Source organism: Arsenicicoccus sp. UBA6765 (assembly GCF_002453335.1).
Lineage (GTDB): Bacteria > Actinomycetota > Actinomycetes > Actinomycetales > Dermatophilaceae > Arsenicicoccus > Arsenicicoccus bolidensis.
This window is the reverse complement of sequence record NZ_DKGR01000033.1, coordinates 141,500-167,107: the sequence shown is the minus strand read 5'-3', so window position 1 is coordinate 167,107 and position 25,608 is coordinate 141,500. Positions and strand designations below refer to the sequence as shown.

Below are 25,608 nucleotides of genomic sequence, written 5' to 3'. Positions count from 1 at the left end.
TCGTATCTAGATATGACGTGTACTTAGATACGTGACGGACGACATCTCGCGCTGGCCGCTCCCCTGGGTGCGGGCCCTCCTGGAGCCCGCGATCCTGGGCGTGCTCAGCGCCGGACCGGGGCACGGCTACGCCATCGCGGCGTCGCTGGAGGCCGCGGGGCTCGGCCGTCTCAAGGGGGGTTCGCTCTATCCCGTGCTCGCCCGGCTCGAGGAGCGACGCGACGTCACGACCACGTGGACCCCCGGCGAGAGCGGGCCCGGTCGGCGAAGCTACACGCTGACCGAGCAGGGGACGGCCCGTCTCGCCGACGACCTCGCCGCGCTGGGTGACCTGCAGGCCACCCTCACGCGGCTCGCCACCAAGGGGGAACGATGAGCAGCACGCAGCAGCCCGACGTCCTGGCCGTCCTCGACGGCTTCCGCGAGGCGCGGGGGAGCGCCGACGACCGGGCCTGGGCGGAGCGGGCGTACTACCGCCTCTTTCGCGACGACGTCCGGTCGAGCGCGGCGGCCCGAGCGCTGGACCAGGCGCTCGACCTGGTCCGGGAGTCCGGGGAGGGGCCGGAGGAGCTGTTCGGGTCGGCGGACGAGTGGGCCGAGGAGCAGCGGGCGCGGTGGAGCGAGGCGGGATCGGACGTCACCGACGACAGCGGGGCGCAGCTGCGGGACGTCCCGGTCATCGCCTCGGTCGGCGCCGTGGTCGTCACGCTCCTGCTGGGCGTCGTGCACGCGCTGTCCGGGGAGTGGGAGGTGACCTACACGATCGGCCTGGTCACCATGCCCTTCACGATCTCCGCCGCCGCCCTCCTCAGCCTGTGGACCTACGAGCGGCTCCTGCGCCGTCGCCGCGTCGCGGTCGCCGCGGCCGGGGCGCTGGGCACGCTGCTCGTCTGCGCCGTCGCGATCGCCCTGGCCTTCGCGACCGGCAACCCCCACCCGATCGCCCACGCGTCCGTCCTGTGGTTCGTCCCGCTGCTGGCCGCCTACGCCGGGCTCGCCTGGGTGCTGGGCAAGGTCGTCCCGGACGCTCCCGCTGCGGCGCCCGCGAGCCGGCGCCGGCTGGTCGACGAGGACTGGGCCGCCGAGCTGGCCCGCGTCCTCCGGTCCCGGGGAGACGTGACGGAGGACCGCATCCGCACCATCACCGAGGAGGCGCGAGCCCACGCCGCGCAGGCGGGCTCGACCCTGGACGACGAGTTCGGGACCCCCGGCGCCTATGCCCAGCGGATCGCTCGCGACCCCCGCGTGCGGGCCCGGCGCGGCATCGTCGCCCGGCTCGCGCTGCTCGGGATCTGGGTGTGGCTGCTCCTCGACGCCGGCCTCGGTGGCGAGTCCGCCTGGACGATCGGGTGGCGGAGCCTGCTCCTGCTGGTCCTCGTCGTCGAGGCGGTGCGCGTCTGCTGGCGCTACCGCGAGCTGCTGACGTCCGGCCGCGTCAACGACCGCTGATGCTCGAGTAGGGGATCCGCTTGATCTCGCGCACCTCCCCCACCGTGCCCCACTCGTCGCGGCCGAGGCGGGCGAGGGGCGCGAGGTCGCGGATCCGGGCGTGCGGGCTGTCGGGGCGGCTGAGGTCGAGGACGTCCTCGTCGACGGCGACGTGCTGCACGGCGCCGATCACGACCGTCGAGTCGCCGAGCGTCACCGCGGCGTGCAGCCGGCACTCGATGGCGACCGGCGACGCGGCCAGACGGGGCACCGAGACGGTGGCGCTGGGCTCCCGTTCGAGCTCGAGCGCCTCGAGCTCGCTCACCTCCGCCGGGTAGTCCGTCCCCGATGCGTTGCCCACCTCGACATGCCGCTCCCCGAGCAGGTGGACGACGAACTCGCCGGTCTCACGGACGTTTCGCAGGGTGTCCTTGACCCCCACCGAGGTGAACTGCACCATCGCCGGGTCCACGCACGAGACGGTGTAGAACGAGTGCGGCGCGAGGTTGTCCACGCCCGCGGCGGACCGTGAGGTGACCCAGGCGATCGGCCGCGGGACGATCACCGACGTCAGCAGGCGATACAGGCCGCGGTTGGGGAGGGCACCCTCGCCATGGACCGGGAAGTCGTGACGCATGCCGCCACCCTAGGGCCGCGGTGCCGGACCACGCCCGTCCGCCCCGGCTAGAGTCGCCGCCATGGAGACCCTCGACCACGACGGCGGACCGGTCGTCACCTCGACCCCCGACCTCGTCCGGCGCCTGGCGGAGGCCATCGACGGACCCACCCGCCGCAAGGCGCGCGCCTTCGAGGTGGTGCTCGTCGTCCTGGCGGTCGTCGCGGCGGTGGTCGTGGCGCTCTCCGGCGGATCGACCTCCTGGTGGCTGGCCCTGGCGCCCGTCATCCTGGCGGTGGTCCTCGTGGCGGCCGACGTCGGTCGGCGCCGGCGGGTCACCTCGGCGCTCGGGGGGCAGGAGCGCTTCGCGCTGCGGTATGACGCCCCCGCCCGCCTCGTCCGGTTCCCCATCTCGGGGACGGAGCACCCGCTCGACCGCTTCCGCCGGGCCCGGGTCACTGACGACGGCGTGCTCGTCCTGGAGCGCCGCGACAACACCCGCACCCCGCTGCCCGTCGACGCGATCCCCGCCGACCAGCGCGATTCCCTCCTCGCCGACCTCGCCGGCTGACCCTCGCCGCCCCACCTGGTCACGGGTTCAGGCGTCGCCGAGGTGCTTGAGGGCCTCGCGGACCGAGAGCGGGGACAGGCGGGTGCGCCGGGTCGCGACATACGTCCGCACCCAGGCGGGGTCGACCCGGGCGTGCTGGCGCAGCGCCCACCCGATGGCCTTGCGGATGAAGAACTCGCGGTCGCCGAGGTTGGCGTCCAGGCAGTCCTGCAGCAGCGCGACGTCGGTGCGTCCCTTGCTGTCGAGCTGGCCGATGATCGAGGCGCGGCGCAGCCAGAGGTCGTCGGACGTCGACCAGGCGCGCAGCCGTGATGCGAATCCCGGCTCGGCGCGCAGGATCTCGCCGACCACGGGCGTGGTCGCGTCGACGACGTCCCACCACGCACCGGTCGTGATGAGGTGCTCGAGCAGGGGAGCTAGGCCGCTGTCGCGCCACTCGCGGTAGGCGCGGTGCCGGAGCAGCTCGATCGCGGTGTAGCGCTCCTCGCGGTGGGTCGCCTCGTCCCACACCCGGCGGACGGTCGCCTCCCACTCCTCGCGCGTGGTCAGCCGGTGCGCCGCGAGGACGGGACGGGTCACGAGCCGGCGCTCCGGCGAGGTCAGCCCGTGGAACGGCATCGCCGACCTCATGTAGCGCTGCTGCGCCGCCGCCCGCTCCGGGTCTGCGTGCGCGGCGAGGAGGGACCGGACCTCGAGGACCAGGGCGTCGGCGTCGCTCACGGCGCCAGCGTAGCCACCAGCGGCCGGACGGTCCTGCGCGAGGTGGCGACCACGGGTGCCGCGGTCAGTGAGGGCCGCCGGGCCGCCACTGGTCGGGGTCGGGCACGCCCGCCGAGATGATCGACCCGTCCGTGCGCAGGTCGCCGATCACCGGGTGCGAGCCCTGCAGGCTGGCGCGTCGCTCTCCCTGCCCGTCGAGCGGGACGGTGACGGGCGAGCCGGCGGTCACGGCATACGGCACCCCCCGGACCGACAGGTCGACCTGGGTGCCCTCCTCGACCTCGAAGGCGATCGACTCCTGCCGCACGGTGACGCGGATCCTGGTGCCGCGCACCCGGATCGGGAAGGTCAGCTGGGGCCAGGCGTCGGGCATGCGGGGGTCGAAGGACAGCTCGCCGTGGTAGTCGCGCATGCCGGCGAAGCCGTAGACCAGGGCGTTCCAGACGCCGCCGGCGGACGCGATGTGCACGCCGTCGGAGGTGTTGCGGTGCAGGTCGGCGAGGTCGACGAACAACCCGGAGTAGAAGTACTTGAGCGCCATGTCGGCGTACCCGACCTCGGCCGCGATGATCGACTGGACGACGGCGGACAGGGTCGAGTCACCGGTGGTGATCGGGTCGTAGTAGTCGAAGTCGCGGCGCTTCTCCTCGAGCGAGAAGCGGTCACCCTGCAAGAACAGCGCCAGCACGACGTCGGCCTGCTTGAGCACCTGGAAGCGGTAGATCACGAGCGGGTGGTAGTGCAGGAGCAGCGGCCGCCGGGCGGGGTCGGTGCGGGACAGGTCCCAGACCTCGCGGTCGATGAAGTGGTCGTCCTGCGGGTGGATGCCCAGCTCGTCGTCGTAGGGGATCTCCATGTGCTCGGCGCAGGCCTGCCACTCGACGATCTCCTCGTCCTCCAGCCGGAGCCGACGCACGAGGCGGGCATAGCCGGAGGGGTCGTCGTCCTGCAGCTCGCGGACCGCGCGGGCGGCGCGCTCGAGGTTGTCGCGCGACATGACGTTGGTGAAGAGGTTGTTGTTGACCACGGTGGTGTACTCGTCCGGGCCGGTGACCCCGTGGATCTGGAAGGTGCGCTTGCCGTTCTCGCGCCAGAAGCCCAGGTCGGCCCACATGCGGGCCGTCTCGACGAGCACGTCGATGCCGTCGCGCGCCATGAAGCCCACGTCGCCCGTGACGTCGTGGAACTTGCTGAACGCGAAGGCCACGTCGGCGTCGATGTGGTACTGCGCCGTGCCCGCGGCGTAGTAGGCCGAGGCCTCCTCGCCGTTGATCGTGCGCCAGGGGAACAGCGCTCCGCGCTGCGACAGGTCGCGGGCGCGCTCGCGGGCCTTGGGGAGCATCTGCACTCGGGCGCGCAGGGCGTTGCGCGCCACCTCGGGGGAGGTGTAGGTGAGGAACGGGACGACGTAGACCTCGGTGTCCCAGAAGTAGTGGCCCTCGTAGCCGGACCCGGTGACGCCCTTGGCGGCGATGCCCATCTGGTCGGCGCGGGCCGAGGCCTGGGCGAGCTGGTAGAGGCTCCACCGGATGGCCTGCTGCAGGGCCGGGTGACCCTCGATCTCGACGTCGGTGTTGGCCCAGTAGCGGTCCATCCACGCGCGCTGCTGCTCGACGTAGTGGTCGGTGCCGTTCTCCCGCACCCGGTCCAGCGTGCGGCGGCACCGGTCGACGAGCTCGCGCACGGGCACGCCCCGCGACGTGTGATAGCTGACGGCCTTGGTGATCGTGACCGTCTGGCCCTGCTTGGCGTCGATGCGATAGATCTTGCGGCCGCGGTCCTGGTCGCTGTCGATGAGCTCCTCGTATGCCGCCTCGGTCTCGATCGTGTGGTCCGCACCGACGGCGAGGGTCATGCCGGACTGCGCGGTGCGGTAGCCGAGGATCATCCGGCGGTCGCTGTGCCAGTGCGACTGCGGCTCGAGCACCCGGTCCGCGAAGGCCGCCGCCTTGCGGGGGTCGTGGCCCTCGCCCATGGCGGCCGCGCGCACGTGGTACTCGTCCTTGCCGTCCTGCCGGTTGATGATCTGGCTGGACACGACGATGGGGGCGTCGCCCTCGAGCAGGGTCACCTCGAGGGACATGAGGGCGAGGTGGCGCTCGGTGAAGCTGACCATGCGGGTCGAGCAGATCCGCACCCGCTTGCCGGAGGCGGTGCGCACCTCGATGTCGCGGGTCTGCATCCCGGTCCGGAAGTCCAGGGTGCGCTCGTAGTGCACGAGGTCCGCGACGGCCAGCAGCAGCGGCTCGTCGTCGATGTAGAGCTTCATCAGCTTGGCGTCCGGGACGTTGACGATGGTCTGCCCGACCTTGGCGAAGCCGAAGGCCTGCTCGGCGTGCCGGATGTCCCACGTCTCGTGGAAGCCGTTGATGAAGGTGCCGTGCGTGTGCGCCTCGCGCCCCTCGGGCGGGTTGCCGCGCATGCCGAGATAGCCGTTGCCCACGGCGAACAACGTCTCGGTGGTGCCGAGGTCCTCGCCGGAGTACTCGGTCTCGACGAACCGCCACGGCTCGACGGGGAAGCGGGTGCGGTCCAGGGGGTCGGCCGTCAGGTGCAGGGGTGTCACTGCACCAGCTCCGCGAGGTCCGAGACGACGACGTCGGCCCCGCACTCGGTGAGCCGCTCGACGCCGGCGCCGCGGTCGACGCCCACGACCAGCCCGAAGTCGCCCGCGCGGCCGGCCGCCACCCCGGACTCCGCGTCCTCGAGCACCACGGCGCGCTCGCGGGGCACGCCGAGGCGCTCCGCGGCCGCGAGGAAGGTGTCGGGGGCGGGCTTGCCGGGCAGGCCGTCGGCCTTGGCGACGACGCCGTCCACGATCACGGGGAAGCGGTCCACGAGCCCGGCGGAGGTCAGGACGGGTCGGGCGTTCTGGGAGGAGGAGACGACGGCGACCTTGGTGCCGATGGCGGCGAGGTGGTCGAGCAGCTGCACCGATCCGGCATACGGCTCGACGCCGTCGCGCTCGAGGACGGTGCGGAAGGCGTCGTTCTTGCCGTTGCCGAGGCCGCAGACGGTCTCGGTGCCGGGCGCGTCGGTCGGCTCGCCCTCGGGCAGCGTGATGCCCCGCGAGGCGAGGAAGGTCCGCACGCCGTCGTAGCGCGGCTTGCCGTCGACGTGGGCGAAGTAGTCCTCGTCGGTGTAGGGCTCGGTGATCCCGCGCGAGGTCAGGTAGGCGTTGAACATCTCGCTCCACGCCCGCATGTGCACGATCGCGGTGGGCGTGATCACGCCGTCGAGGTCGAAGAGCGCAGCGTCATATCGGGTCCAGTCCACCCCTCGAGGGTAGCGAGGATCTGACGCCACTTGAACGATCTAGTCGTGATTGCCCCGCACGAGCGCCCGGGGTCGCTGAGCGTGACGGCCCGCGCGGCGTGCACAGTGGTCCCATGACGACGACGCAGCGCACCGGGGCGCGGACCGTGGCAGGGATCGAGATGGGCGGCACCAAGGTCGTGTGCGCCGTCGGGGCGGGACCGCAGGACCTGCGCGAGCGCACGGTGATCCCCACGACGAGCCCCGACGAGACGCTCGGCGCCGTCGGCGACTGGGTCCAGGGGCGGCTCGACGCGGGGGAGGAGCCGGCCGCGCTCGGCGTCGCGTCGTTCGGGCCGGTGTGCCTGGACGAGGGGGACCCGGCATACGGCCGGATCACGACGACCCCCAAGCTGGGCTGGGGCGACACCGACGTGGTGGGACGTCTCCGGGAGCGGTTCGGGCTGCCCGTGGGCTGGGACACCGACGTCAACGGCGCCGCGCTGGCCGAGCAGCGCTGGGGCGCGGGGCAGGGGGTCGGCTCGGTCGTCTACCTCACCGTCGGCACCGGGATCGGCGGCGGTGCGGTCCTCGACGGCCGCCCCGTCCACGGCCTGCTCCACCCCGAGATGGGCCACGTCCTCGTCGAGCGGCACCCGGACGACGACTACGCGGGCCGCTGTCCCTACCACGGGCGGTGCGCCGAGGGCATGGCGAGCGGCCCGGCCTTCGCCGACCGGTACGGGACGCGCCTGGAGCTGCTGGACCCCGGCCGCCAGGCCGAGGCGGCGCAGCTCGCCGGCTACTACATCGGCCAGGTGACGGCGGCCCTGGTGCTGATGCTCTCGCCGCAGCGCATCGTCGTCGGCGGCGGCGTGCCGCACCTGACGGGGGCCTTGGAGGCGACGCGCGCGGCCATGGTGGGGAGGCTCGGCGGCTACATCAGCCGTCCCGAGGTCGTCGGTGGTGCAGCGGACTTCGTGGTGCCGCCGGGGCTGGGCGATGACGCCGGGGTGCTCGGCGCGATCGCCCTCGGCCTCGACGTCAACGGCTGAGGAACGGATCCACATCAGTGCTGCACGGGTCGATGACGTCGTCCAGGGAGACGTGGCACGATCTGCGTCGCTGTCGTCAACCGTGCCGAGGAGTCCCGTGAGCCCCCGTCTGCTGTACCGCCGTCTCGCCCAGGCCGAGGTGGTCACCTGGACCCTGCTGATCATCGGCATGGTCCTCAAGTACGTCACGCACACCACCGAGCTCGGGGTGCGCATCGGCGGGATGGTGCACGGGGTGGTCTTCCTCGCCTATGCCCTGGTGACCGTGGTGGTGGCGATCGACCGGCGCTGGCCGGTCGGCACGACCCTGACGGGGTTGGCGTCGGCCGTGGTGCCCTACGCGACGGTGCCGTTCGAGTCGTATGCCGAACGGCGCGGCCTGCTCGCCGACCGGTGGCGCCTGGGCGCCGGGGGAGAGGCTCCGCGGACGCTGCCGGAGCGGGTCGTCGCCACGGGTCTGGCCCGCCCGCTCCTGGCCGTCGTCGTCGCGGTGCTGGTGGTGGCCGTGGTGGCCGCCGTGCTGCTCTGGCTGGGCCCGCCCGTCCCCCGGCGCTGAGGCGTCACGGGGACCGCCGCACGCCGCGACGGCCTCAGGCGGTCATCGGACCCTGGCGTCGAACGCCCGGGCGTAGGCGTCCTGGCCCTCGGCGGTCGGGTGCATCGACGAGGAGTCGATCGAGACGGACCCGGTGGTCGCCGAGACGGTGCCCTTGACCGGCGTGATCCACGACGAGGTGCCGCTGCACAGCGAGTGGTCTCCGTAGTAGGGGCGCACGTCGGCGACCTGCGCGGGGCGGCCGCGGACGGACCGTGGCGCGTCGAGGATCACCTGGTCGAGGCGGTCGACCGTCTCGGTGAACCACGTGGCGTCAGCCTTGGAGACGTAGAGCGGGACGGTCTGCGTCGGCGCCTCCCGCACGGTCAGCCCACCGACCCGGCACTCGGTGCCGGCGAAGGTCGAGGACACGAGCCGAGGGTAGGTGCCGAGCACGACCTGGGCGTGCGGGGAGCGCTCGCGGATGTCGGCGACGATTTCGTGCAGGGGCGTGATCGGCAGGCCGCCCGGGGTGGTGGCGGTGCCGCGGCCGGCCAGGGCGTCGATGCGGGCGGCCACCGCGCCGGTCAGCGCGGCGTCGGCCGAGCAGTCCTTGCGGGTTGCGCGCTGCTGGTCGCCATACAGGCATGCCGCGAGGACCGAGCCGAAGCCGACGTCGTTGCCACCGATGGTGAGGGTCACGACGTCGGTGCGGCGGTCGACCCGACTGAGCTGGGCGGGCTCGAGGGCGTCGACGGTGACGCGGTTGCCGTTGTGGTCGGGGGCGTAGAGGTCCTCGGTGACCGCGCCCGCGCAGGCGCCGAAGTCGAAGCTGGTGGCGCCCAGGGTCGCGGCGAGCTGCGGGGGATACGCCCGCTGGGAGCGGTGGCAGCGGTTGGTGGCGGTGTCGGAGCCGGGGAGGTAGGGCGTGACCGCCTCGCCGGAGGAGTAGGAGTCGCCGAGGGCGACGTAGTCGCGCGGGCGCTCGGCCTGGGCCGGGGACGCCGCGACCGCCGTGACGAGGGTCGTGGTGACCGCGGTCGCGGCCGCCAGGGCTGCGAGGCGCGCCGGTCGGGTCGTTCGACGTGCGGTGGAGTGACGGTGCTGACCCATGGGGGCTCCTCGGGGCGGTCTGGTGGTGGCTGACCGTGACGATAGCGGTCCGTGGTCGGGGGCGGGCCCGTTGCCTGGGATGATGGGGCCATGGGCGATCCCCGACTGATGAGCATGCAGCAGCGCTACGAGACCTGGGCGGACCACGCGAGCGTCCTGCTCCTGGAGACCGCGGCGGTGCACCAGACCGCGGTGACCTACGCCGACCTGGCGGCTCGCGTCCAGGAGCGCTCGGGGGTGAGCACCGAGGTGCCGTTCCGCAGCTGGCTGGGCAAGGTCCTCACCATCGTGGCCGGCCGCACCCGGGAGGCCGGCGAGCCGGAGCTCGTGTCGCTGGTCGTGCAGGCCGACGGGGCGGTGGGCCCGACGTATGACGCGGTCCTGACCGCCTGCGGGGACCAGGCCCCCGGACCGGAGCTGCGCGAGCAGGCCGCCGCCGAGGCGCGGCTGGAGTGCAACCGTCGCTATGCGCCGGGCGTGCCCGAGGACGCCCAGCCGCTCCTGCACCCGGTCACCACCGTCGACACGTCCCCGGTCGCGGACCGTGCGGTGCGTGCTGTGCGGACACCTCGGACACCCAAGGAGCCCAAGGCGCCTCGCGAGCCGCGGGTCCCCAAGGCGCAGCCGGCCCGCCGGGTCAGCAAGGCCGACTCCGAGCCCGCGCCGGTGATCTGCCCGCGGTGCTTCCTGCAGGTGCCGCTCAACGGGATCTGCCCCAACTGCGACTGACCTGACCGCGGACCCGCTCCTCCTCGAGGGGGAGGCGGGGCGGCCGGATCTCCGCCCTTGGGCCGAGGTGCGGGGCCGTCATCGCTGGTGTGATGGATCCATGGAGACGACGCAGAAGGCCCAGCAGACCCAGAAGCCCCGGCAGTCCGAGAAGGCCCGCATGCAGGGCGCCATCGCCGCCTTCACGGCCCCGATCGCGATCCTGATGACCTGCCTCATCACGCTGGTCGCCAAGGGTGAGGGATCGCCCGTGGAGTATTCCGTCCTCGGCCTGGCGCTCGCGGCGATCGTGGGCACGATGTCCTGGATGCTGCGCCGCCAGCGGGCCGTGCAGTCTCAGCGCTGAGGGTCGGGGCGGCGCGCCGCCGTCACGGGGTCGCGGCCCCGGGTGACGGCCCAGCCGAGCCCGACCACGGCCAGCAGGCCGAGGAAGGACCCGAAGACCCGGGCGAAGCCCGACGGCTCGTGCTCGCGCGAGATGTCATCAGTCATCGCCCCACCGTAGCCCCGCACCGCGTCCTGCTGGCCGGATCGGTCAGCGGCGGCGGTTGGTGCGCGCCGTCGCCTGGGCCGTCCACGGGTCCTCGGGCCACGGGTGCCTCGGGTAGCGGCCCCGCATCTCGGCGCGCACCTGCTGGTAGGGCCCGCTCCAGAAGGACGCCAGATCGTCGGTGATCGCGAGCGGCCGCTGCGCCGGCGACAGCAGGTGGAAGATGAGGGGGACCCGTCCGTCCGCGACGGTCGGCGTCGCCGCCCAGCCGAAGCACTCCTGCAGCTTGACCCGCACCGTCGGGCGCGCGGTCGGGTCGTCGTGCGGGGGATAGGTGATACGGACGTGCGAGCCGCTCGCGACGGTAAGTCGCTCCGGGGCCAGCTCGTCGAGGCGGGCCGCCTCCGGCCAGGGCAGCAGTCGACGCAGCGGGTCGGTCAGGTCGAGGCCGCTCGCGGCGGATCCTCGCGCCAGGGTGTCGATCTCGGGTCCGAGCCACGCGTCCAGCCGGTCGAGCAGCCCCTCGTCCGAGACGTCAGGCCAGGGCCCGCCGAGATGAGCGTGCAGCAGCGCCAGGCGATCTCGCAGCGCGGCCGCCGACGGTGACCACGTGAAGATGTCGAGTCCCTTGTCCTGCACGGCTTCTCGGACGGCCTCCCGCAGGGCCGAACGCACGTCGCCCCGGAGCCCTGCGCCGGACGTCGCCACCGGCGTCGAGGTCAGCTCGATGGCGCCGATCGCCCGCACCTGCCGGGCTCGCACGCGTCCGCCGACCAGCTCGGCCCGCACCTCGTCGACCAGCAGGTGGGCGGCGACGAGCTCCGCCGTCGCCTGGTCCAGCGGCGCGGCCAGCCGGACGACGGCGCCGGTCCCCGCAGCGGCACGGCCGGAGGCCCTCGTGACGTCGGCGATCGCCAACCACTCCCTGTGCGCGAGTGGGCTGCCCTGCGGCAGAGCGGCTCTCGTCCCACTGGCCAGCAGATAGGTGTCGCCGGACCGTCGAGCCACGCGGTCGGGGTGCGCCAGCCCGACGACGAGCCCCTCGACCACCCCGTCGTATGTCGTGCCGCCCACCCGATCGGCGGCCAGGGGCTCCAGGCGGCGGGTCTCGCGGCGCCACCGGTCCGAGGCCGGGTGCCCGGACCGCAGGTCGCGCAGCAGGCCCGTGAGATCGCCGGTGGGAGAGCGGATGTCGTCGGACAGTGCGGCCACCACCTCGGCGGCCCGGCGCGGTCCGACCAGCTCGCTGCCGTCGAGCAGGCCGCGAGCGAGCCTGGCGGACACCGGGATCCGCGCGAGCCGGTGGCCCTCGGCGGTCGCCGAGCCGACGGCGTCCACGGCGCCCAGCCGCCGCAGGGTCGTCTCCGCGTCGCGCATCGCCGCAGCTGGAGGGACGGTGGGCAGGTGCAGGCCCTGCCCCCGCGGAGTGCCCCAGCAGGCGAGCAGCAGCGCCGCGTCGGTGAGGTCGCTCGTCGCGATGGCGGGGGTCACGTGCTCGGGCATCCCGGCATACGTGCTCTCGTCGTAGCACCGCACCACCACGCCCGGCCCGAGGCGGGCCGCGCGACCGGCGCGCTGGTCGGCGGAGGCGCGCGAGCAGGTGACCGTGACCAGGCCTGACATGTCGCGTGCCGCGTCCCGTCGAGGCTCCCGGGCGAGCCCGGAGTCGACGACCAGGCGGACCCCGGGGACGGTCAGCGAGGACTCGGCCAGCGAGGTCGAGACGACGATCCGCGGCGGTCCCCCGGGCGGCCGGCCACCCACGGCACGGTCCTGCTCGCGCGGTCCGACCTGGCCGTGGAGCTCGAGCACCTCGGTGCCCGTGAGCTCGCGCAGGCGCGACGCGACCTGGCCGACCTCCCAGGCGCCAGGCACGAAGACCAGCGCGTCCACGTCCGGGTCGGTGGCGAGGGCGTCCCGGTGGGCCTCGGCCGCGACGTCCGCCACGTGACGCAGGAAGGCGCGGGAGACCCCGCGGTCGTCGGTCCGCGGTCCGGCCCCGGGTCGCCAGGACACCGTCAGCCGGTGCAGGGCCGACGGGCAGTCGACCACCGGGGCGGCTCCCGACCCACCCCCGAGCAGCCGGGCGAACATCCCCGCGTCGACCGTCGCCGACATCGCCACCAGCACCAGGTCGTCCCGCAGCTCGCGCAGGTCGGTGAGCAGCCCGACGAGCAGGTCGGTCTCCAGCCCGCGCTCGTGCACCTCGTCCAGCACCACGGCACTCACGCCGTCCAGCGAGGCGTCGCCGAGCAGGCGCCGCAGGAGTATGCCGGGGGTCACGACCTCGATCAGGGCGCCCCGGTCCAGCCGTCGCTCGCCCCGCACGGTCCATCCGACGAGCTCGCCGACGCGGGTCCCCGTCAGCGCCGCCAGCCGGGTGGCCGCAGCCCGCGCGGCGACTCGACGTGGCTGCACCACGACGACGCGACCCGCAGCGCCAGCACCATCCCCGCCACCACCATCCCCGCCACCACTCTTGCGGCTCGCCAGCACCCTGGCGACCACGGGCGGCACGAGCGTCGTCTTCCCCGTCCCCGGCGGCGCCTGCACCACCGCGACACCTGCGGCCAGCGCCTGCTGCAAGGCCGGCACCGAGGCCGCGAACGGCAACCCTGCACCGATCCGGCCGAGGTCCAGCCGGTCGAGACCTGGCAGGCGCAGGGCAGTCATGCCCAGAGAGTAGCCCCCGGTTGTCAGAGTGCTCTCAGGTCGTGCAATATTAAGCACGACATATCCCGTTATTAATGGAGGGGCGATGAGCCTCAAGGACTCTCAGGACACCGGAGCGCTCGTCGAGCACCACCGGATCTCCCGGCGAGACAAGCGATGGTGGATCGCGCTGGCCTGCGTGGTCGTCGGCTCGTTCGCCGTGCTGCTGTGGATGGGGCAGCAGATCAACACGCACAAGCCGCCGATCCCCGCCCACGTCGTCTCCACCGACGGGCAGGAGCTGTTCACCGGCCACGACATCGTCCAGGGACAGCAGGTCTGGGCGTCCCTCGGCGGGCAGGAGATCGGGTCCGTCTGGGGCCACGGGGCCTACGTCGCTCCGGACTGGACGGCCGACTGGCTCCACCGCGAGTCCACGCTGCTGCTCGAGACCTGGACCAAGGCGGAGGGCATGTCGTCCTACGACCAGCTGCCCGTCGAGCGCCAGGCCGCGCTCAAGGCGCGCCTCAAGCAGGCCATGCGCACCAACACCTTCGACGCCCGCACCGAGACCATCTCGCTGTCCCCGGAGCGGGTCCGGGCGTTCGAGTCCAACGCCCAGTACTACGGCTCGATGTTCGCCGGCGGCCACGAGCACTACGCCATCCCGCGCGGCACGCTCAAGGACCCCGCGGCGGCCCGGCAGATGGCGGCCTTCTTCTGGTGGACCAGCTGGTCGTCGTCCACCGACGCCCCCGGCACGGACGTGACCTACACGCAGAACTGGCCGCACGAGCCGCTGATCGACAACGTCCCGCCGCCGGGCAACATCCTGTGGAGCATCATCAGCTTCATCCTGCTCCTGGGCGGCATCGCCGGGCTCGTGTGGTACCACACGTCCCACGCCGAGGAGGACGTGCAGACCCCGGAACTGGCACCCGGCCGCGACCCGCTCCTCGGCTACGCCCCGACCCCGAGCCAGCGCGCGACGCTCAAGTACTTCTTCGTCGTCGGCTTCCTGCTGGTCCTGCAGATCGCCTGCGGCATCGTCAGCGCCCACTACGGCGTCGAGGGCGGTGCTCTCTTCGGGATCCCGATCGACCAGGTCCTGCCGTATGCCGTCGTGCGCACGTGGCACACCCAGCTCGGCATCTTCTGGATCGCGACCGCGTGGCTCGCCACCGGCCTCTACGTCGGTCCCGCCGTCGGCGGTCGTGAGCCCAGGCTGCAGCGGCTCGGCGTCAACGTGCTGTTCGTCGCCCTGCTGATCGTCGTGCTGGGCTCGATGGCCGGCGAGTGGCTGTCGATCAAGGGCAAGATGGGCTACGGCACCGAGCTCACCTTCTGGCTCGGGACCCAGGGCTACGAGTACGTCGACCTGGGCCGCGTCTTCCAGATCGGCCTGTTCATCGGCCTGTTCCTGTGGTTCTTCCTGATGTGGCGCGCCATGGCCCCGGCCCTGCGCCGGGCCAAGGCGACGGGCTCGTCGATCAGCCCCACCGAGGACGCGCCCCTGGCCTCGGGCAGCATGCGCTCCCTCGTGGCGATGCTGCTCATGAGCTGCCTGGCCATCGCCGGGTTCTACGGCGCCGCCTTCGGCATGGGCCACTCCACCCACCTGTCGATCGCGGAGTACTGGCGCTGGTGGGTCGTGCACCTGTGGGTCGAGGGCTTCTTCGAGGTCTTCGCCACGACGGTCATCGCGTTCCTGTTCGCCCGCCTCGGCCTGATCAAGGCGACCACCGGCACCACGGCGGTCATCTCCGCGACGACGATCTTCCTCGCCGGCGGCATCATCGGGACGGCCCACCACCTGTACTTCACCGGCGCCCCGGCCCCGGTCATGGCACTCGGCGCCGTCTTCAGCGCGCTGGAGGTCGTCCCGCTCGCCCTCGTCGGCTTCGAGGCCTTCCGCAACCTGCGCATCCTCAAGGTCAAGGAGTGGGTCTCGGGCTACAAGTGGGCGATCTACTTTTTCGTCTCGGTCTCCTTCTGGAACATGTTGGGCGCCGGGGTCTTCGGCTTCCTGATCAACCCGCCGATCTCGCTGTTCTACGTCCAGGGCCTCAACCTGACTCCGCTGCACGCCCACACCGCCCTGTTCGGCGTCTACGGGATGCTCGGCATCGGTCTCATGCTGTTCTGCGTGCGCTCGCTGATGCCGGGCCACGAGTGGAACGACCGGTGGATCAAGTGGGGCTTCTGGGGCCTGAACGGCGGCCTGCTCACGATGGCCCTGGTCTCGCTGCTGCCGCTGGGCCTGGCCCAGGCCTGGGCGTCGATCGACTCCGGCCTGTGGTACGCCCGCAGCGAGGAGTTCCTCTACACCCCCACGCTGACCTTCGTGCGGTGGCTGCGCGTCCCCGGGGACATCATCTTTGCCCTGGGTGCGCTCGCGATCGGCGTGTTCATGGTCGGCCTGCTCACCGGGAGGTCGCTGCGCGGCCGCTCGGACGAGGTCGAGGCCGGCGACCTGCGCACGACCGACACGGAGCCCGCGCTCCACGAGTGATCAGGGCGGGCCCCGGCGACCACGCGGGTCGCCGGGGCTCCGTCATACCTGAGCGCGCTGAGCCCGCTCACTGCCAGGCGCACTCTCCCAGAGGGGTGTGGTCCGCCGGCACGCGCTCGCCCTCGGGGACCGGGCCGGGAGCCGTGCCCGCGCCCCACGGCGACCCGCCGAGCTGCTCGCGGCCGCTGGGCTCGAGCAGCCCGGCCAGGTCGGGGCCGAGCGGGACGATGCGCGTGGGGTTCACGTCCGAGTGCACCCAGTAGTAGTGCTCCTTGATCTGCGGGAAGTCCGTCGTGTCGCCGAACCCGGGCGTCTGGAACAGGTCGCGCAGGTAGGCGTGGAGGACCGGCATCTCGGACAGCGTGCTCCGGTTGCACTTGAAGTGGCCGTGGTAGACGGCGTCGAAGCGCACCAGCGTGGTGAACAGCCGCACGTCGGCCTCGGTGATGTGGTCGCCGACGAGGTAGCGCCGGTCGGCGAGGTAGCCCTCGAGCCAGTCCAGCGCGGCCCACAGGCGCTCGTACGCCGCGTCGTACGACGCCTGGTCCGAGGCGAAGCCGCAGCGGTAGACCCCGTTGTTGACCTCGGTGTAGATCCGCTTCATCAGCGGCTCCATCTCGGCCCGGAGCGCCTCCGGCCACAGGTCGGGCGCGCCCTCGCGGTGGTGCTCGCGCCACTGCGTCGACAGGTCGAGCGTGATCTGCGGGAAGTCGTTGGTCACCAGCTGCCCGGTCGAGACGTCCACGATCGCCGGGACCGTGACCCCCTTGGGGTAGTCGGGGATGCGCTCGTCGTAGGCCTCTCGGAGCAGGTGGATCCCCAGGACCGGGTCCCGCCCGTCCGGGTCGAGGTCGAAGTTCCACGACTCCTCGCCGTGGGTGGGGGACACGAGCCCCAGCGAGATGACGTCCTCGAGGCCCAGCAGCCGGCGGACGATGACGCTGCGGTGCGCCCAGGGGCAGGCACGGGCCGCGACCAGGCGATAGCGACCCGGCTCCACCGGCCAGCGCATGGCGCCGACCCGGTCACCCGTGGGCTCGCCGGCGGCGGCGTCCGCGACGATGCGGTCGTTGACATAGGACTCGTCCCGCTCGAACGGGCCGTCGACGGAGGCGTTGCGTGCGTCAGGCATGACCTCACCATGCCCCGGCGGTCGCGAGGTTAGCCACGGGTCGCACGGCTCAGGCCACCTGGAAGGACCGCTTGGACAAGCCCGTCCAGTAGCCCTCGACGACGCCCTGCACGGGAGCGGTCGGATCGGCTGCCGCCCCCAGCGTGACGAACAGCGGCGTGAAGTGCTCGACGGTCGGGTGCGCGAAGCCCACCCCGGGAGCGCGCTCGGCGAACCGCGCCAGCTCCTCGACGTCCCCGCGCCCGAGCGCCTCGGCCGCCCAGGCGTCGAACTCCGAGGACCAGGTCGGCACGACGTCCGGCTGGGACCACTGGATGAAGGGCAGCCCGTGCGTCATGAAGCCCGAGCCGAGGACCAGCACGCCCTCGTCGCGCAGGGGGCGCAGGGCCGCCCCGAGGCGCAGGAGCCGCTCGGGGTCCGCGGTCGGCAGGCTGAGCTGGAGCACCGGGACGTCCGCCTCGGGATACATCGCCTTGAGGGGCACCCAGGCGCCGTGGTCGAGTCCGCGAGCGGTCTGCTCGTGGACGTGCACCCCGTCCGGCATGACCTCGCGCACGCGTCGGGAGAGCCACGAGGCGCCGGGGACGTCATACCGCATCCGCTCGTAGAGGGGGTCGAACCCCCAGAAGTCGTAGACCAGCTCGCGCGGGTGGGGGTTGGTGATGGCGATGGCGTCGGACTCCCAGTGGGCGCTCACGACGAGGACGGCGCGCGGGCGGGGCAGGTCGTGGGCCCAGGTGTGGAGCTGCGCCATCCACCCCGCGTCGGCGAGCAGCGGCGGTGCGCCGTGGGAGAGGTACATCGCGGGGAGGGCCCCGTCGTCCGGCGTCCACGAGGGGTGCCGCTCCGCCGCCGCGGCGCGGTGCAGGTGGCCGGCGAAGGGGTGGGTCGCGGGCACGAGCGCGTCGGCTGCGGCGGTGGTGGTGGTCACGGGCTGGCTCCTGGCTGGCAGTCTGCTAGATAGTTGAGGATTCAACCATAGCAGTGCTGCGCCTGAGGGAGAAGAGGTATGGCGGTATCCCGCGCAGGTCCATCACCCCAACGAGGGTGTCCGGGTCGACCGCCCGGAAGGTGTCGACGATCGGCTGGTGGTCGTAGACGAGGGCTGCCGACACCACGCCACGATGCTCGAGCATCCGCAGCCGGCCCCGAGGACGACGGGTCTGCAGCGCCGGGCGCAGCGCGCGAAAGGCATTGGCCGTCATGCGAGCTCGCAGCAGGGGCGGCACCCGCAGGCCGACGCCCAGGGGGAGCCGGGCGGGGTCGACCTCGTAGGTCCCGCCGCCCTGCGCCCGGAACACCAGCGGGTGCGCGTCCTCCGGTCCCGCGAACCACTTGCCCCACCAGCCGTATGCCGTCAGCGCGCCGTCGAGGGGATGCCCCGTCGGGATCTCGGTGCCGCGCCACCATCCCCGCAGCTGCGCCACCGTCACGGGCGCGAGCCGGTCGTAGGTCTCGAGCGCCGTCCCGAGGTCGGTGCCGTGCTCGAGGTCGTGAAGGTCGGTCATGCCCCCACTGTCTCGCGCCGTCGGGTGGTCCGCACCGCCCAACCGGCCAGGGCGGCCGCCGCTGGCAGCTCCACGGAGGCCATCAGCACCGCGCCGACGAGGTCTGCGGATCCTGCTGTGCTGCAGTCGAACCACGCGTCCGCCAGCAGGGCCGTCGCGGTGGCCAGCGCGAGTCCCGGGGCGAGGGGGTCCTGCCGCCGGACGAGCCAGCCGGTCGTGGCGAACAACCCGGCGAGGGCCAGGTCGAGGCCCGCCCAGGCGAGGCCCCACCGCTCGGCGGCGTAGGTCGCCGGCAGCGTGCGGTCGAGCCCGTCCCGGCGGGGACGGCGAGGCGGGGGAGGGAGGCGGCAGGCGTGCTCATGTCTCCAGGGTGGGTGCGCAGCCTGCCGTGGCGCTGTCGTGCGCCTGTGCCGACGCTGTGGAGCCCGGCGACCGCGTGGGTCGCCGGGCTCCGGTGGGCGAGCTGGTCAGGCGCTGGTGGGGGCAGAGGTCGAGCTGGAGCTGGGCGCCTGCTCGCCTCCCTGTGCCCCGCCGTGCCCGCCCTGGCCGCCGGTGCTCTGGGTGATCGTCGCCAGGTCCTTGGACACGTCGTAGAACACCTGCTGGCCGGCCTTGGTGCCGAGCGCGTCGTAGGACCCGTCGGGGTCCTTGCGGACCTCCGTGATGGTGACCGAGGAGTCCTTGGCCTTGACGGCGTCCTTGACCTTGGTCGCCTCGGTGCCGGTCACGGCAGTGTCCGTGCTCCCCCCGCCGCGCCCGCCGCCGTGGCCCCCGCCGGTGCCGACCGTGACCGTCTTGTAGTCCGCGGAGACGTCGACGCGGACCTGCTGGCCTGCCTTGGTGCCGAGCGCGTCGAAGGATCCGTCCGGGTCCTTCTGCACGGTGGTGACCGTGATGGTGGAGTCCTTGGCCGTGACCGCGGCCTTGACCTTGGCAGTCTGGTCGGCCGTGGCGGCGGTGTGCTCGTGCGGGGCCCGCTGCCCGCCGCGCCCGGCGTCGCCGTAACCCTGGGCGGCGTAGCCGTAGCCCGTCGTCGCCTGCCCGGACCCGGTGGTCGCGGCGTTGGCGGCCGCGGCGCCGCCGGCGATCATCAGACCGGCAGCGGCCACCGCGGCAGCCGTGAGAGTGCGGTTGTTGGGGGACATCGTTGCTCCTGGTGGATCGTCATGAGGTCGGTGCGGGTGCACCGGCGGGCCCTTCACCCGCCACCTCTACGATCACGACCAGGGCTGTCGCGACGCTGTCAACGCCGTGGGGCCGACCTAGGAATCAGACGGCGTAGCCGGCGGGGGAGGCCGCTCCGCTCGTGCTGGGGGCCGGCGTCTGACCGGGCTGGCCGGCGTGACGCCCATGGCCGCCGCGGCCACCGGTGCGCACGTCGACCGTCTTGAGGTCCTTGCTGACCTCGGCCATCACGCGCTGGCCGGCCTTGGTCCCCATGGCGTCGAAGGAGCCGCCTCGTCCTTCATGACCTGCTCGACCGTGATGGTCGAGTCCTTGGCCTTGACCGCGGCCTTGACCTGCGTGGTCTCCGAGGCCGTGGCCGCGGTGTGGTTGCCGCCGCGCGGGCCCTTGCCGCCGCGCCCGCCGGGTCCTCCTCGTCCACCGGTGCGCACCTCGACCGTCTTGAGGTCCTTGCTGACCTCGACCATCACGCGCTGGCGGGCCTTGGTGCCGATGGCGTCGTAGGACCCGTCCGGGTCCTTGAGGACCTGCTCGACGGTGACCGCCGAGTCCTTGGCCGTCACGGCCTCCTTGACCCTGGTCGCCTCGTCGCCGGTGACGGTGGTGTGCTCGTGGCCGCCGCGACCCCGCCCGTCGCCGTAGCCGGGCGGGGCGCCGTAGCCAGGCGTCGAGCCGTAGCCCGTCGCTGCGGGGGCGGTCGAGGTGGCCGCCTGCGCTGCGGCCGCGCCACCGGCGATCATGAGCCCGGCGGCGGCGACGGCGCCGGCCGTGAGGATGCGGTTGTTGTCGGACATCGTGACTCCCGTGTCGGTGTGGTGGCGCCGGCGCCCGAGGGGACAGGCGCCGGAGCCGACGCCGTCTGCTGCGTCGCCAGCGAGCCTGGTGCGCGGTCCTGTCGCGAGCCTGTCGTGAGGTTATGAGTTGCCTAGGAATCCCGGGGGACGCGGTAGGTTCTCTCGCCATGACCTGGGGCGAGCGGCGGCGTGCGGTCGCACCTGACGGTGCCGCGATCTCCTGGTGGTCGTATGGCGACGGCCCACCGCTGCTCCTGGTCGCCGGGCAGGCCGTCGACCACCGCTCGTGGGACCGAGCGCTCACGGGGCTGGGCGCAGGGCGACGGGTCCTCGTCTACGACCACCGGGGGATCGGGGACAGCGAGCGCGGCGACGGGTCCCGCTACAGCACGCGCCGGCTCGCGGAGGACGCGGTGTCCGTGCTCGACGACGCCGGGGTGGACCGCGCCGACGTGCTCGGCCACTCGATGGGCGGCCGGATCGCGCAGTGGCTCGCGATCGACCACGTCGAGCGGGTCGGGCGGCTCGTGCTGGCGGCCACGTCGGCCGGGGACCGGCATACGCCCGCTCGTGATCCCGAGGCCGACGAGATCCTGAGGTCCGGGGAGACCGGCCGGCTCGCCCAGCTGTTCTTCCCCGGCGGCCCGAACCCGCAGTCGCTCGTGGATCTCCTTGCCGTGGGCGGCCGCTCGCTGGACCGAAGCCGTCACTTCCGGGCCAGCCGCTCGCACGACGCCCTGGCCGACCTGGGGGCGATCACCGCGCCGACCCTCGTGGTGCACGGCGAGCTGGACCGGCTGACTCCGGCCAGCCAGGCGCGGCTCGTCGCCCGCGCCATCCCCGGCGCACGCCTCGCCATCCTGCGGGGTGCCGGGCACGGCGTGGTCCTCGACGGCGGGCTGGGGGCGGAGCTGGCGGCCCGTTGGCTCGCGGATCCTCAGGCGTAGGAACGCATCACGCGCAGCGCGCTCGCGCCGTAGCCGCCGCCGAACAGGATGGCGTGCACGAGCAGCGGCGGCAGCTGGTGCCATGCGATGCGCTCACGCCACCCCTCCGCCAGGGGGAAGGCTTCGTCGTAGGCCCGGTAGCACTCCTCGCCGAAGCCGCCGAAGAGCTGCATCATCGCGAGGTCGTACTCGCGGTGCCCCCAGTGCGCCGCGGGGTCGATGAGCCAGCTGCGACCGCCCTTGTCCACCAACCGGTTTCCCGCCCACAGGTCGCCGTGCACGAGCGCCGGCGGCTCGGGCGGACCACACAGCTCGTCAGCCCGTCCGGCCAGCTCGTCGACGAGCTGCAGCGCCACGGGGTCGATCCGCGACTCCCGCACCGCGCGCTCGGTCAGCGGGCGGACCCGCCTGTCCACGAAGAACTCTCGCCAGCTGCTGGTGGGCGTCAGGTCCACCTGCGCGGATCCGAGGTAGCCCGCCAGGGCGTCGTCGATCGCCCCGAGCGTGTCGTGGGTGCTGCGGTGCAGCCCGGCCAGCCCCCGCCCGAACCGTTCCTCGGCGCCCCGTCCGGCCCGTCCGCCTCCACCCTCGTCGATCCACTCGAGCACCAGGCCGCTCGCGTCGGCCCGCACCACCTGCGGCACGCCGAGGTCGTCGGGGGCGTGCTCGCGCAGCACCGCGAGCCCCGCAGCCTCCCGCTCGAACAGGTCGGGGGTCGGCCGGTCCTTGGTCTTGAGGAAGTAGGTGCCGTCGGCCGTCTCGAGCCGGTAGGCGAGCGCGATGTCGCCGCCGCTCACGGGGGTGGCCCGGCGCACGTCCAGTCCGCGGGTCAGGGTCTCGGGCAGATGATCGGCCATGAGACCTGCGTACCCCAGGGCTGCGGCGGTCAGCCGGTGCCGTCAGCCGGTGCGGTCAGGCGAGGGAGAGGAAGAGCTTCTCCATCGCCGCGAGATCGACGTCGCGCTCCGGGTTGTCCTCGGTCATGCACTGCTGCAACCCGGTCGAGATGAGCGCGAAGCCCGCCCGGTCGAGGGCCTTGCTGCACGCCGACAGCTGCATGACGATGTCGCGGCAGTCCCGCTCCTCCTCGATCATGCGGATCACGGCGCCGAGCTGACCCTGGGCGCGGCGCAGCCGCTTGAGGACGGGGTCCAGATCCTCCACGTCGAGCTGCACGGGGCCTCCCTAGGGTCGTCGATCGGTGGCAGGTGTTCGGTCGTGTGGGCTCAGCGTCCCAGAAGGCGGGCGAGGAAGCCTCGACCCTCCGGCTGACGGTCGGCGTGGCCCGTGCACCACTGCCCGGCGGGGACGGAGCGGCGCACCTGGTCGACGTGCTGGCCGCAGCCGGCCCAGGTGGTCTTGCCGCAGGTCTTGCAGGTGACGGAACGACACATGTCGATGCTCCTCGAGTGCTCCAGTGACTGGGTCAGGGCATGAGCATATACCCCAGGGGGTATGCTTGGGACATGAACATCGTGATCATCGGAGGCGTCGCCGGTGGCATGTCCGCGGCCGCGCGACTGCGCCGCCTGGACGAGTCGGCCACCATCACCGTCGTCGAGCGCAGCGGGTACGTGTCCTTCGCCAACTGCGGACTGCCCTACCACGTGGGCGGCGTCATCGCCGAGCGCTCGGCGCTGCTCCTGCAGACCCCGGAAGCGCTCCGGGCGCGCTTCGAGCTGGACGTGCGTGTGCTCACCGAGGCCGTGCGCATCGACCGCGAGCGACGGGTGGTCGTGGTGCGCTCGGTCGAGACCGGCGAGGAGAGCGAGCTGCCGTACGACGCCGTGGTCCTCGCCCCGGGTGCTCGCCCCGTGCGACCGCCGATCCCCGGCATCGAGCGTGCCCTGGCGCTGCGTGACGTCGAGGACACCGACGCGATGGTCGCAGCCGTCGAGGGGGCGCGCACCGCCGTCGTCATCGGTGGGGGTTTCATCGGCGTCGAGATGGCCGAGAACCTCCTGCACCGGGGCCTGGCCGTGACGCTCGTCGAGGCCACCCCTCAGGTGATGGCCCCCGTCGACCCCGAGATGGCCACGCCCGTCCACGCGGTCATGCGCGACGCCGGGATCGACCTGCGTCTGTCCACCTCGGTCACCGCGATCGGCGAGCACGACGTGGAGCTGTCCACGGGAGAGCGGGTCCCCGCCGACCTCGTGGTCGCCGCGATCGGGGTCCGTCCGGACGCGGCCCTCGCCGAGTCCGCGGGCCTGGAGGTCGGGTCCCGCGGCGGCATCGTCGTCGACGAGCGCTACCGCACCAGCGACCCCGCGATCTATGCCGTCGGGGACGCCGTGGAGAAGGCCGACGCCCTCGACGGCTCGGCGGTCCTCGTGCCGCTCGCCAACACCGCCAACCTGCAGGGGCGTCGCGTGGCGGACCACATCGCGGGCCGCGAGGTGCGCAACCGACCGGTCCTCGGGACCGCCGTCGTGGGCGTCCTCGGGCTGCAGGTGGCCGTCGTCGGGTGGAGCGAGAAGCGCCTCGTCGCCGCCGGCCGCCCCCACCGGATCATCCACACGCACCCGCTGTCGCACGCGGGCTACTACCCCGGGGCGCAGGGGCTCGCCCTCAAGCTGCTCGTCGACCCCGGCACCGACGCGATCCTCGGGGCCCAGGCCGTCGGCCGTGACGGCGCCGACAAGCGCATCGACGTGATCGCGACGGCCATGCGCGGCGGGCTCACCGCGAGCGAGCTGGCTGAGCTGGAGCTCGCCTACGCGCCGCAGTTCGGCTCGGCCAAGGACCCCGTCAACATGCTGGGCTTCGTCGACGAGAACCTCGCCGAGGGGCTCACCGACACCATCCAGTGGCACGAGGTGGAGGCCGCGCAGCGCGAGGGCGCGACCGTGCTGGACGTGCGCACGCCGGGGGAGTTCGCTGCGGGCGCCATACCGGGGGCTGTCAACGTCCCGGTCGACGAGGTCCGGGAGCGCCTCGACGAGGTGCCCGAGGGAGAGCTCGTCGTCCACTGCGCGGTCGGCATCCGCGCGCACGTGGCGACCCGGATCCTGCAGGCCTCCGGCCGCTCCGTGCGCAACCTCGACGGTGGCTACACGACCTGGTCGGCGGGAGTAGCCTCCCGCTCGTGACGACCTGGCCCGGGCACGCGGTCCTGCAGGTTCCGGTCCCTGCGCTCGAGGGGGTCGTGCGGGAGAGATACGAGTGGTATGACGCCAGCCTGGTCGCCCTCGACCCGGGCCACGTCCACGCGCACGTGACCGTGCTCGGCCCGGTCCCCGCCGCGCTCACGCCCGCCCAGGACGCCGCCGTGTCCGCGGTGTGCGCCGACACGCCGGCGATCGACCTGGAGCTGGCCGAGGTCGCGACCTTCCCCAACGGCGTCATCCACGTCCTGCCCGCCGACCCGAGGCCCTTCGACCGGCTGACGGACGCCCTGGTCGAGGCGCTGCCGGGGCACCCCCCCTACGGCGGGGTGTTCCGACCCGTCCCGCACGTGACCATCGACGCGACCGGACCGGGGGTGGACGAGGAGTCCGTGCGGCGCGAGCTGGCGACCGTGCTGCCCGCCCGCTGCCGCGCGGACCGCGTCGAGCTGGTCTGGTACCGCCGCGGCGAGACCCGGGTGCTCCGACGCTGGACGCTGGGCTAGACCCGCGCCTCGCAGCGGTCCTTGAGCGCGGTGCCGCCCTCCTCGAGCATGCTGGTGTAGGTGCCGCCCTGCACGGTGTTGAAGGCTCCGGTGAGACCGGACGCCGAGAGCACGGTGTGCATGCGCGTGGTGCGCTCGTCGACCGAGGTGAGGGTGTAGGTCACCTCGGTCCTGCTGCCCGCCTGGCTCTGCTCGAGGACGAGCCGCTCCGGCACGTCGAAGGCCGCGACCCGCACGGTCATCGGCAGCCCGAGCGCGGGGACACCTTGGCTCAGGGAGTACTCCGCACCCAGCCCGCCGGCGGGCGTCTGCGTCCGGACCTCCTTGACCTCCGCCATCCACTCGGGCCAGCTCTGCACATCGGTCAGCACGTCCCAGACGAGCTGACGAGGTGCCTGGATGTCGACGGTCGACTGCTGCTCGGACATGGGTCCCCCTGGTGTCGCTTCAGGTCATCGGATGCTGACCATCATGGGCCATCTCGTCCAATGACGTTGAGGGGTGCCTCTGGTGATGGGAGAGTGGGCGGACGCCCAGCGAGAGGAGACAGAGATGTCTGCCAAGGACAAGCCGCAGCACGCACCCGTCCCGGACGAGGTCAAGCAGAAGATGCGAGCGGCTCTCGACGCCAAGAAGGCTCACGCCGGACGGGACGTGTCGGCCGACGACAGCGATCGCTCCAAGGTCTCGGGCCAGGGCCACGGCCGTGAGGCCTCGCAGCACATGTTCCGCCGCAAGGCCGGCAGCTGACGC

Annotated in this window: 30 protein-coding genes; 12 read left to right on the top strand and 18 right to left on the bottom strand. The window is 72.9% G+C overall.

Going from position 1 to position 25,608, the window contains the following annotated elements; translation table 11 throughout:
* Window positions 1-31: 31 nt before the first annotated feature.
* Window positions 32-376, top strand: coding sequence for a PadR family transcriptional regulator (locus B4K29_RS09885; protein ID WP_286967184.1), 345 nt, complete (start codon window positions 32-34; stop codon window positions 374-376).
* A complete protein-coding gene (locus B4K29_RS09880; RefSeq protein ID WP_286967182.1) occupies window positions 373-1,449 on the top strand; it encodes a hypothetical protein in 1,077 nt (358 codons plus the stop codon). The genes B4K29_RS09885 and B4K29_RS09880 overlap by 4 nt, the downstream gene beginning before the upstream one ends.
* On the opposite strand, the gene B4K29_RS09875 is transcribed toward B4K29_RS09880, so the two are convergent.
* A complete protein-coding gene (locus B4K29_RS09875) occupies window positions 1,436-2,065 on the bottom strand; it encodes a flavin reductase family protein (protein WP_019285066.1) in 630 nt (209 codons plus the stop codon). The genes B4K29_RS09880 and B4K29_RS09875 overlap by 14 nt on opposite strands.
* Window positions 2,066-2,126: 61 nt before the next feature.
* Here B4K29_RS09875 and B4K29_RS09870 point away from each other — a divergent pair, with 61 nt between their 5' ends.
* The gene (locus tag B4K29_RS09870; protein WP_286967180.1) at window positions 2,127-2,615 is read left to right on the top strand and encodes a hypothetical protein; all 489 of its coding nucleotides are present in this window, start codon (window positions 2,127-2,129) and stop codon (window positions 2,613-2,615) included.
* A 27-nt stretch (window positions 2,616-2,642) separates the two neighbouring features.
* Here B4K29_RS09870 and B4K29_RS09865 read toward each other — a convergent pair whose 3' ends face one another.
* From B4K29_RS09865 to B4K29_RS09855, 3 genes are all read right to left on the bottom strand, one after another.
* Window positions 2,643-3,335, bottom strand: a complete 693-nt coding sequence (locus tag B4K29_RS09865; RefSeq protein ID WP_286967179.1) for a DNA alkylation repair protein — start codon at window positions 3,333-3,335, stop codon at window positions 2,643-2,645.
* Between the two features lie 64 nt (window positions 3,336-3,399).
* Complete coding sequence (locus B4K29_RS09860) at window positions 3,400-5,901, bottom strand: glycoside hydrolase family 65 protein (RefSeq protein WP_286967178.1); 2,502 nt, start codon at window positions 5,899-5,901, stop codon at window positions 3,400-3,402.
* Entirely contained in the window at window positions 5,898-6,611 is a 714-nt protein-coding gene (locus B4K29_RS09855) for an HAD family hydrolase (protein WP_286959089.1), read from the bottom strand. Before B4K29_RS09855 ends, B4K29_RS09860 begins: the two co-directional genes overlap by 4 nt.
* Before the next feature lie 113 nt (window positions 6,612-6,724).
* On the opposite strand from B4K29_RS09855, the gene B4K29_RS09850 reads away from it, so the two are divergent.
* Both B4K29_RS09850 and B4K29_RS09845 read left to right on the top strand, forming a co-directional pair.
* A complete protein-coding gene (locus B4K29_RS09850) occupies window positions 6,725-7,645 on the top strand; it encodes an ROK family protein (RefSeq protein WP_286967177.1) in 921 nt (306 codons plus the stop codon).
* A 97-nt stretch (window positions 7,646-7,742) separates the two neighbouring features.
* Window positions 7,743-8,201: a DUF3817 domain-containing protein gene (locus B4K29_RS09845; RefSeq protein WP_029211477.1), complete on the top strand. Its 459-nt coding sequence runs from the start codon at window positions 7,743-7,745 to the stop codon at window positions 8,199-8,201.
* A 42-nt stretch (window positions 8,202-8,243) separates the two neighbouring features.
* On the opposite strand, the gene B4K29_RS09840 is transcribed toward B4K29_RS09845, so the two are convergent.
* A complete protein-coding gene (locus B4K29_RS09840; RefSeq protein WP_286967175.1) occupies window positions 8,244-9,293 on the bottom strand; it encodes an SGNH/GDSL hydrolase family protein in 1,050 nt (349 codons plus the stop codon).
* 90 nt (window positions 9,294-9,383) lie between these two features.
* Here B4K29_RS09840 and B4K29_RS09835 point away from each other — a divergent pair, with 90 nt between their 5' ends.
* Window positions 9,384-10,022 carry a hypothetical protein gene (locus tag B4K29_RS09835; RefSeq protein WP_019285057.1) on the top strand — a complete coding sequence of 213 codons (639 nt, stop codon included), beginning with the start codon at window positions 9,384-9,386 and terminating at the stop codon, window positions 10,020-10,022.
* Window positions 10,023-10,122: 100 nt separating this feature from the next.
* Window positions 10,123-10,368, top strand: coding sequence for a hypothetical protein (locus B4K29_RS09830; protein ID WP_286967174.1), 246 nt, complete (start codon window positions 10,123-10,125; stop codon window positions 10,366-10,368).
* On the opposite strand, the gene B4K29_RS09825 is transcribed toward B4K29_RS09830, so the two are convergent.
* Both B4K29_RS09825 and hrpB read right to left on the bottom strand, forming a co-directional pair.
* Window positions 10,359-10,514 carry a hypothetical protein gene (locus tag B4K29_RS09825; protein WP_286967172.1) on the bottom strand — a complete coding sequence of 52 codons (156 nt, stop codon included), beginning with the start codon at window positions 10,512-10,514 and terminating at the stop codon, window positions 10,359-10,361. The two genes, B4K29_RS09830 and B4K29_RS09825, sit on opposite strands and share 10 nt — an antisense overlap.
* 43 nt (window positions 10,515-10,557) lie before the next feature.
* A complete protein-coding gene (hrpB, locus tag B4K29_RS09820) occupies window positions 10,558-13,185 on the bottom strand; it encodes an ATP-dependent helicase HrpB (protein ID WP_286967170.1) in 2,628 nt (875 codons plus the stop codon).
* Window positions 13,186-13,270: 85 nt separating this feature from the next.
* On the opposite strand from hrpB, the gene B4K29_RS09815 reads away from it, so the two are divergent.
* Entirely contained in the window at window positions 13,271-15,676 is a 2,406-nt protein-coding gene (locus tag B4K29_RS09815; RefSeq protein WP_286959081.1) for a nitric-oxide reductase large subunit, read from the top strand.
* Between the two features lie 67 nt (window positions 15,677-15,743).
* Here the strand turns inward: B4K29_RS09815 and B4K29_RS09810 are convergent, their stop codons facing one another.
* From B4K29_RS09810 to B4K29_RS09780, 7 genes are all read right to left on the bottom strand, one after another.
* A complete protein-coding gene (locus B4K29_RS09810) occupies window positions 15,744-16,808 on the bottom strand; it encodes a glutathione S-transferase family protein (protein WP_286967169.1) in 1,065 nt (354 codons plus the stop codon).
* A 49-nt stretch (window positions 16,809-16,857) separates the two neighbouring features.
* Complete coding sequence (locus tag B4K29_RS09805; RefSeq protein WP_286967167.1) at window positions 16,858-17,739, bottom strand: dioxygenase; 882 nt, start codon at window positions 17,737-17,739, stop codon at window positions 16,858-16,860.
* 25 nt (window positions 17,740-17,764) lie between these two features.
* Window positions 17,765-18,316, bottom strand: coding sequence for a DUF4334 domain-containing protein (locus tag B4K29_RS09800; RefSeq protein ID WP_029211469.1), 552 nt, complete (start codon window positions 18,314-18,316; stop codon window positions 17,765-17,767).
* Window positions 18,313-18,543 carry a hypothetical protein gene (locus tag B4K29_RS09795; protein WP_286959076.1) on the bottom strand — a complete coding sequence of 77 codons (231 nt, stop codon included), beginning with the start codon at window positions 18,541-18,543 and terminating at the stop codon, window positions 18,313-18,315. Before B4K29_RS09795 ends, B4K29_RS09800 begins: the two co-directional genes overlap by 4 nt.
* Window positions 18,544-18,783: 240 nt before the next feature.
* Complete coding sequence (locus B4K29_RS09790; RefSeq protein WP_286961372.1) at window positions 18,784-19,461, bottom strand: hypothetical protein; 678 nt, start codon at window positions 19,459-19,461, stop codon at window positions 18,784-18,786.
* 124 nt (window positions 19,462-19,585) lie between these two features.
* On the bottom strand, window positions 19,586-19,756 hold the full coding sequence (locus tag B4K29_RS09785; RefSeq protein WP_286967166.1) for a hypothetical protein: 171 nt from the start codon (window positions 19,754-19,756) through the stop codon (window positions 19,586-19,588).
* Complete coding sequence (locus tag B4K29_RS09780; RefSeq protein ID WP_286967165.1) at window positions 19,729-20,295, bottom strand: hypothetical protein; 567 nt, start codon at window positions 20,293-20,295, stop codon at window positions 19,729-19,731. The genes B4K29_RS09785 and B4K29_RS09780 overlap by 28 nt, the downstream gene beginning before the upstream one ends.
* A gap of 167 nt (window positions 20,296-20,462) precedes the next feature.
* Between B4K29_RS09780 and B4K29_RS09775 the strand changes: the two genes are divergently transcribed.
* Window positions 20,463-21,242 carry an alpha/beta fold hydrolase gene (locus B4K29_RS09775; protein WP_019285049.1) on the top strand — a complete coding sequence of 260 codons (780 nt, stop codon included), beginning with the start codon at window positions 20,463-20,465 and terminating at the stop codon, window positions 21,240-21,242.
* Here the strand turns inward: B4K29_RS09775 and B4K29_RS09770 are convergent.
* The 3 genes from B4K29_RS09770 to B4K29_RS09760 are packed head-to-tail and all read right to left on the bottom strand — an operon-like array spanning window position 21,233 to window position 22,636.
* A complete protein-coding gene (locus tag B4K29_RS09770; protein ID WP_239263699.1) occupies window positions 21,233-22,099 on the bottom strand; it encodes a fructosamine kinase family protein in 867 nt (288 codons plus the stop codon). The two genes, B4K29_RS09775 and B4K29_RS09770, sit on opposite strands and share 10 nt — an antisense overlap.
* A gap of 55 nt (window positions 22,100-22,154) precedes the next feature.
* Window positions 22,155-22,418, bottom strand: a complete 264-nt coding sequence (locus B4K29_RS09765; protein ID WP_019285047.1) for a metal-sensitive transcriptional regulator — start codon at window positions 22,416-22,418, stop codon at window positions 22,155-22,157.
* Window positions 22,419-22,468: 50 nt separating this feature from the next.
* On the bottom strand, window positions 22,469-22,636 hold the full coding sequence (locus B4K29_RS09760; protein ID WP_019285046.1) for a hypothetical protein: 168 nt from the start codon (window positions 22,634-22,636) through the stop codon (window positions 22,469-22,471).
* Window positions 22,637-22,708: 72 nt separating this feature from the next.
* Here B4K29_RS09760 and B4K29_RS09755 point away from each other — a divergent pair, with 72 nt between their 5' ends.
* Both B4K29_RS09755 and B4K29_RS09750 read left to right on the top strand, forming a co-directional pair.
* On the top strand, window positions 22,709-24,334 hold the full coding sequence (locus tag B4K29_RS09755) for an FAD-dependent oxidoreductase (RefSeq protein WP_029210854.1): 1,626 nt from the start codon (window positions 22,709-22,711) through the stop codon (window positions 24,332-24,334).
* Complete coding sequence (locus B4K29_RS09750; protein WP_019285044.1) at window positions 24,331-24,855, top strand: 2'-5' RNA ligase family protein; 525 nt, start codon at window positions 24,331-24,333, stop codon at window positions 24,853-24,855. Before B4K29_RS09755 ends, B4K29_RS09750 begins: the two co-directional genes overlap by 4 nt.
* On the opposite strand, the gene B4K29_RS09745 is transcribed toward B4K29_RS09750, so the two are convergent.
* Entirely contained in the window at window positions 24,852-25,283 is a 432-nt protein-coding gene (locus B4K29_RS09745; RefSeq protein ID WP_029210853.1) for an SRPBCC family protein, read from the bottom strand. The genes B4K29_RS09750 and B4K29_RS09745 overlap by 4 nt on opposite strands.
* Window positions 25,284-25,407: 124 nt before the next feature.
* Between B4K29_RS09745 and B4K29_RS09740 the strand changes: the two genes are divergently transcribed.
* Complete coding sequence (locus B4K29_RS09740) at window positions 25,408-25,605, top strand: DUF5302 family protein (protein ID WP_019285042.1); 198 nt, start codon at window positions 25,408-25,410, stop codon at window positions 25,603-25,605.
* The last annotated feature ends 3 nt before the right edge of the window (window positions 25,606-25,608 follow it).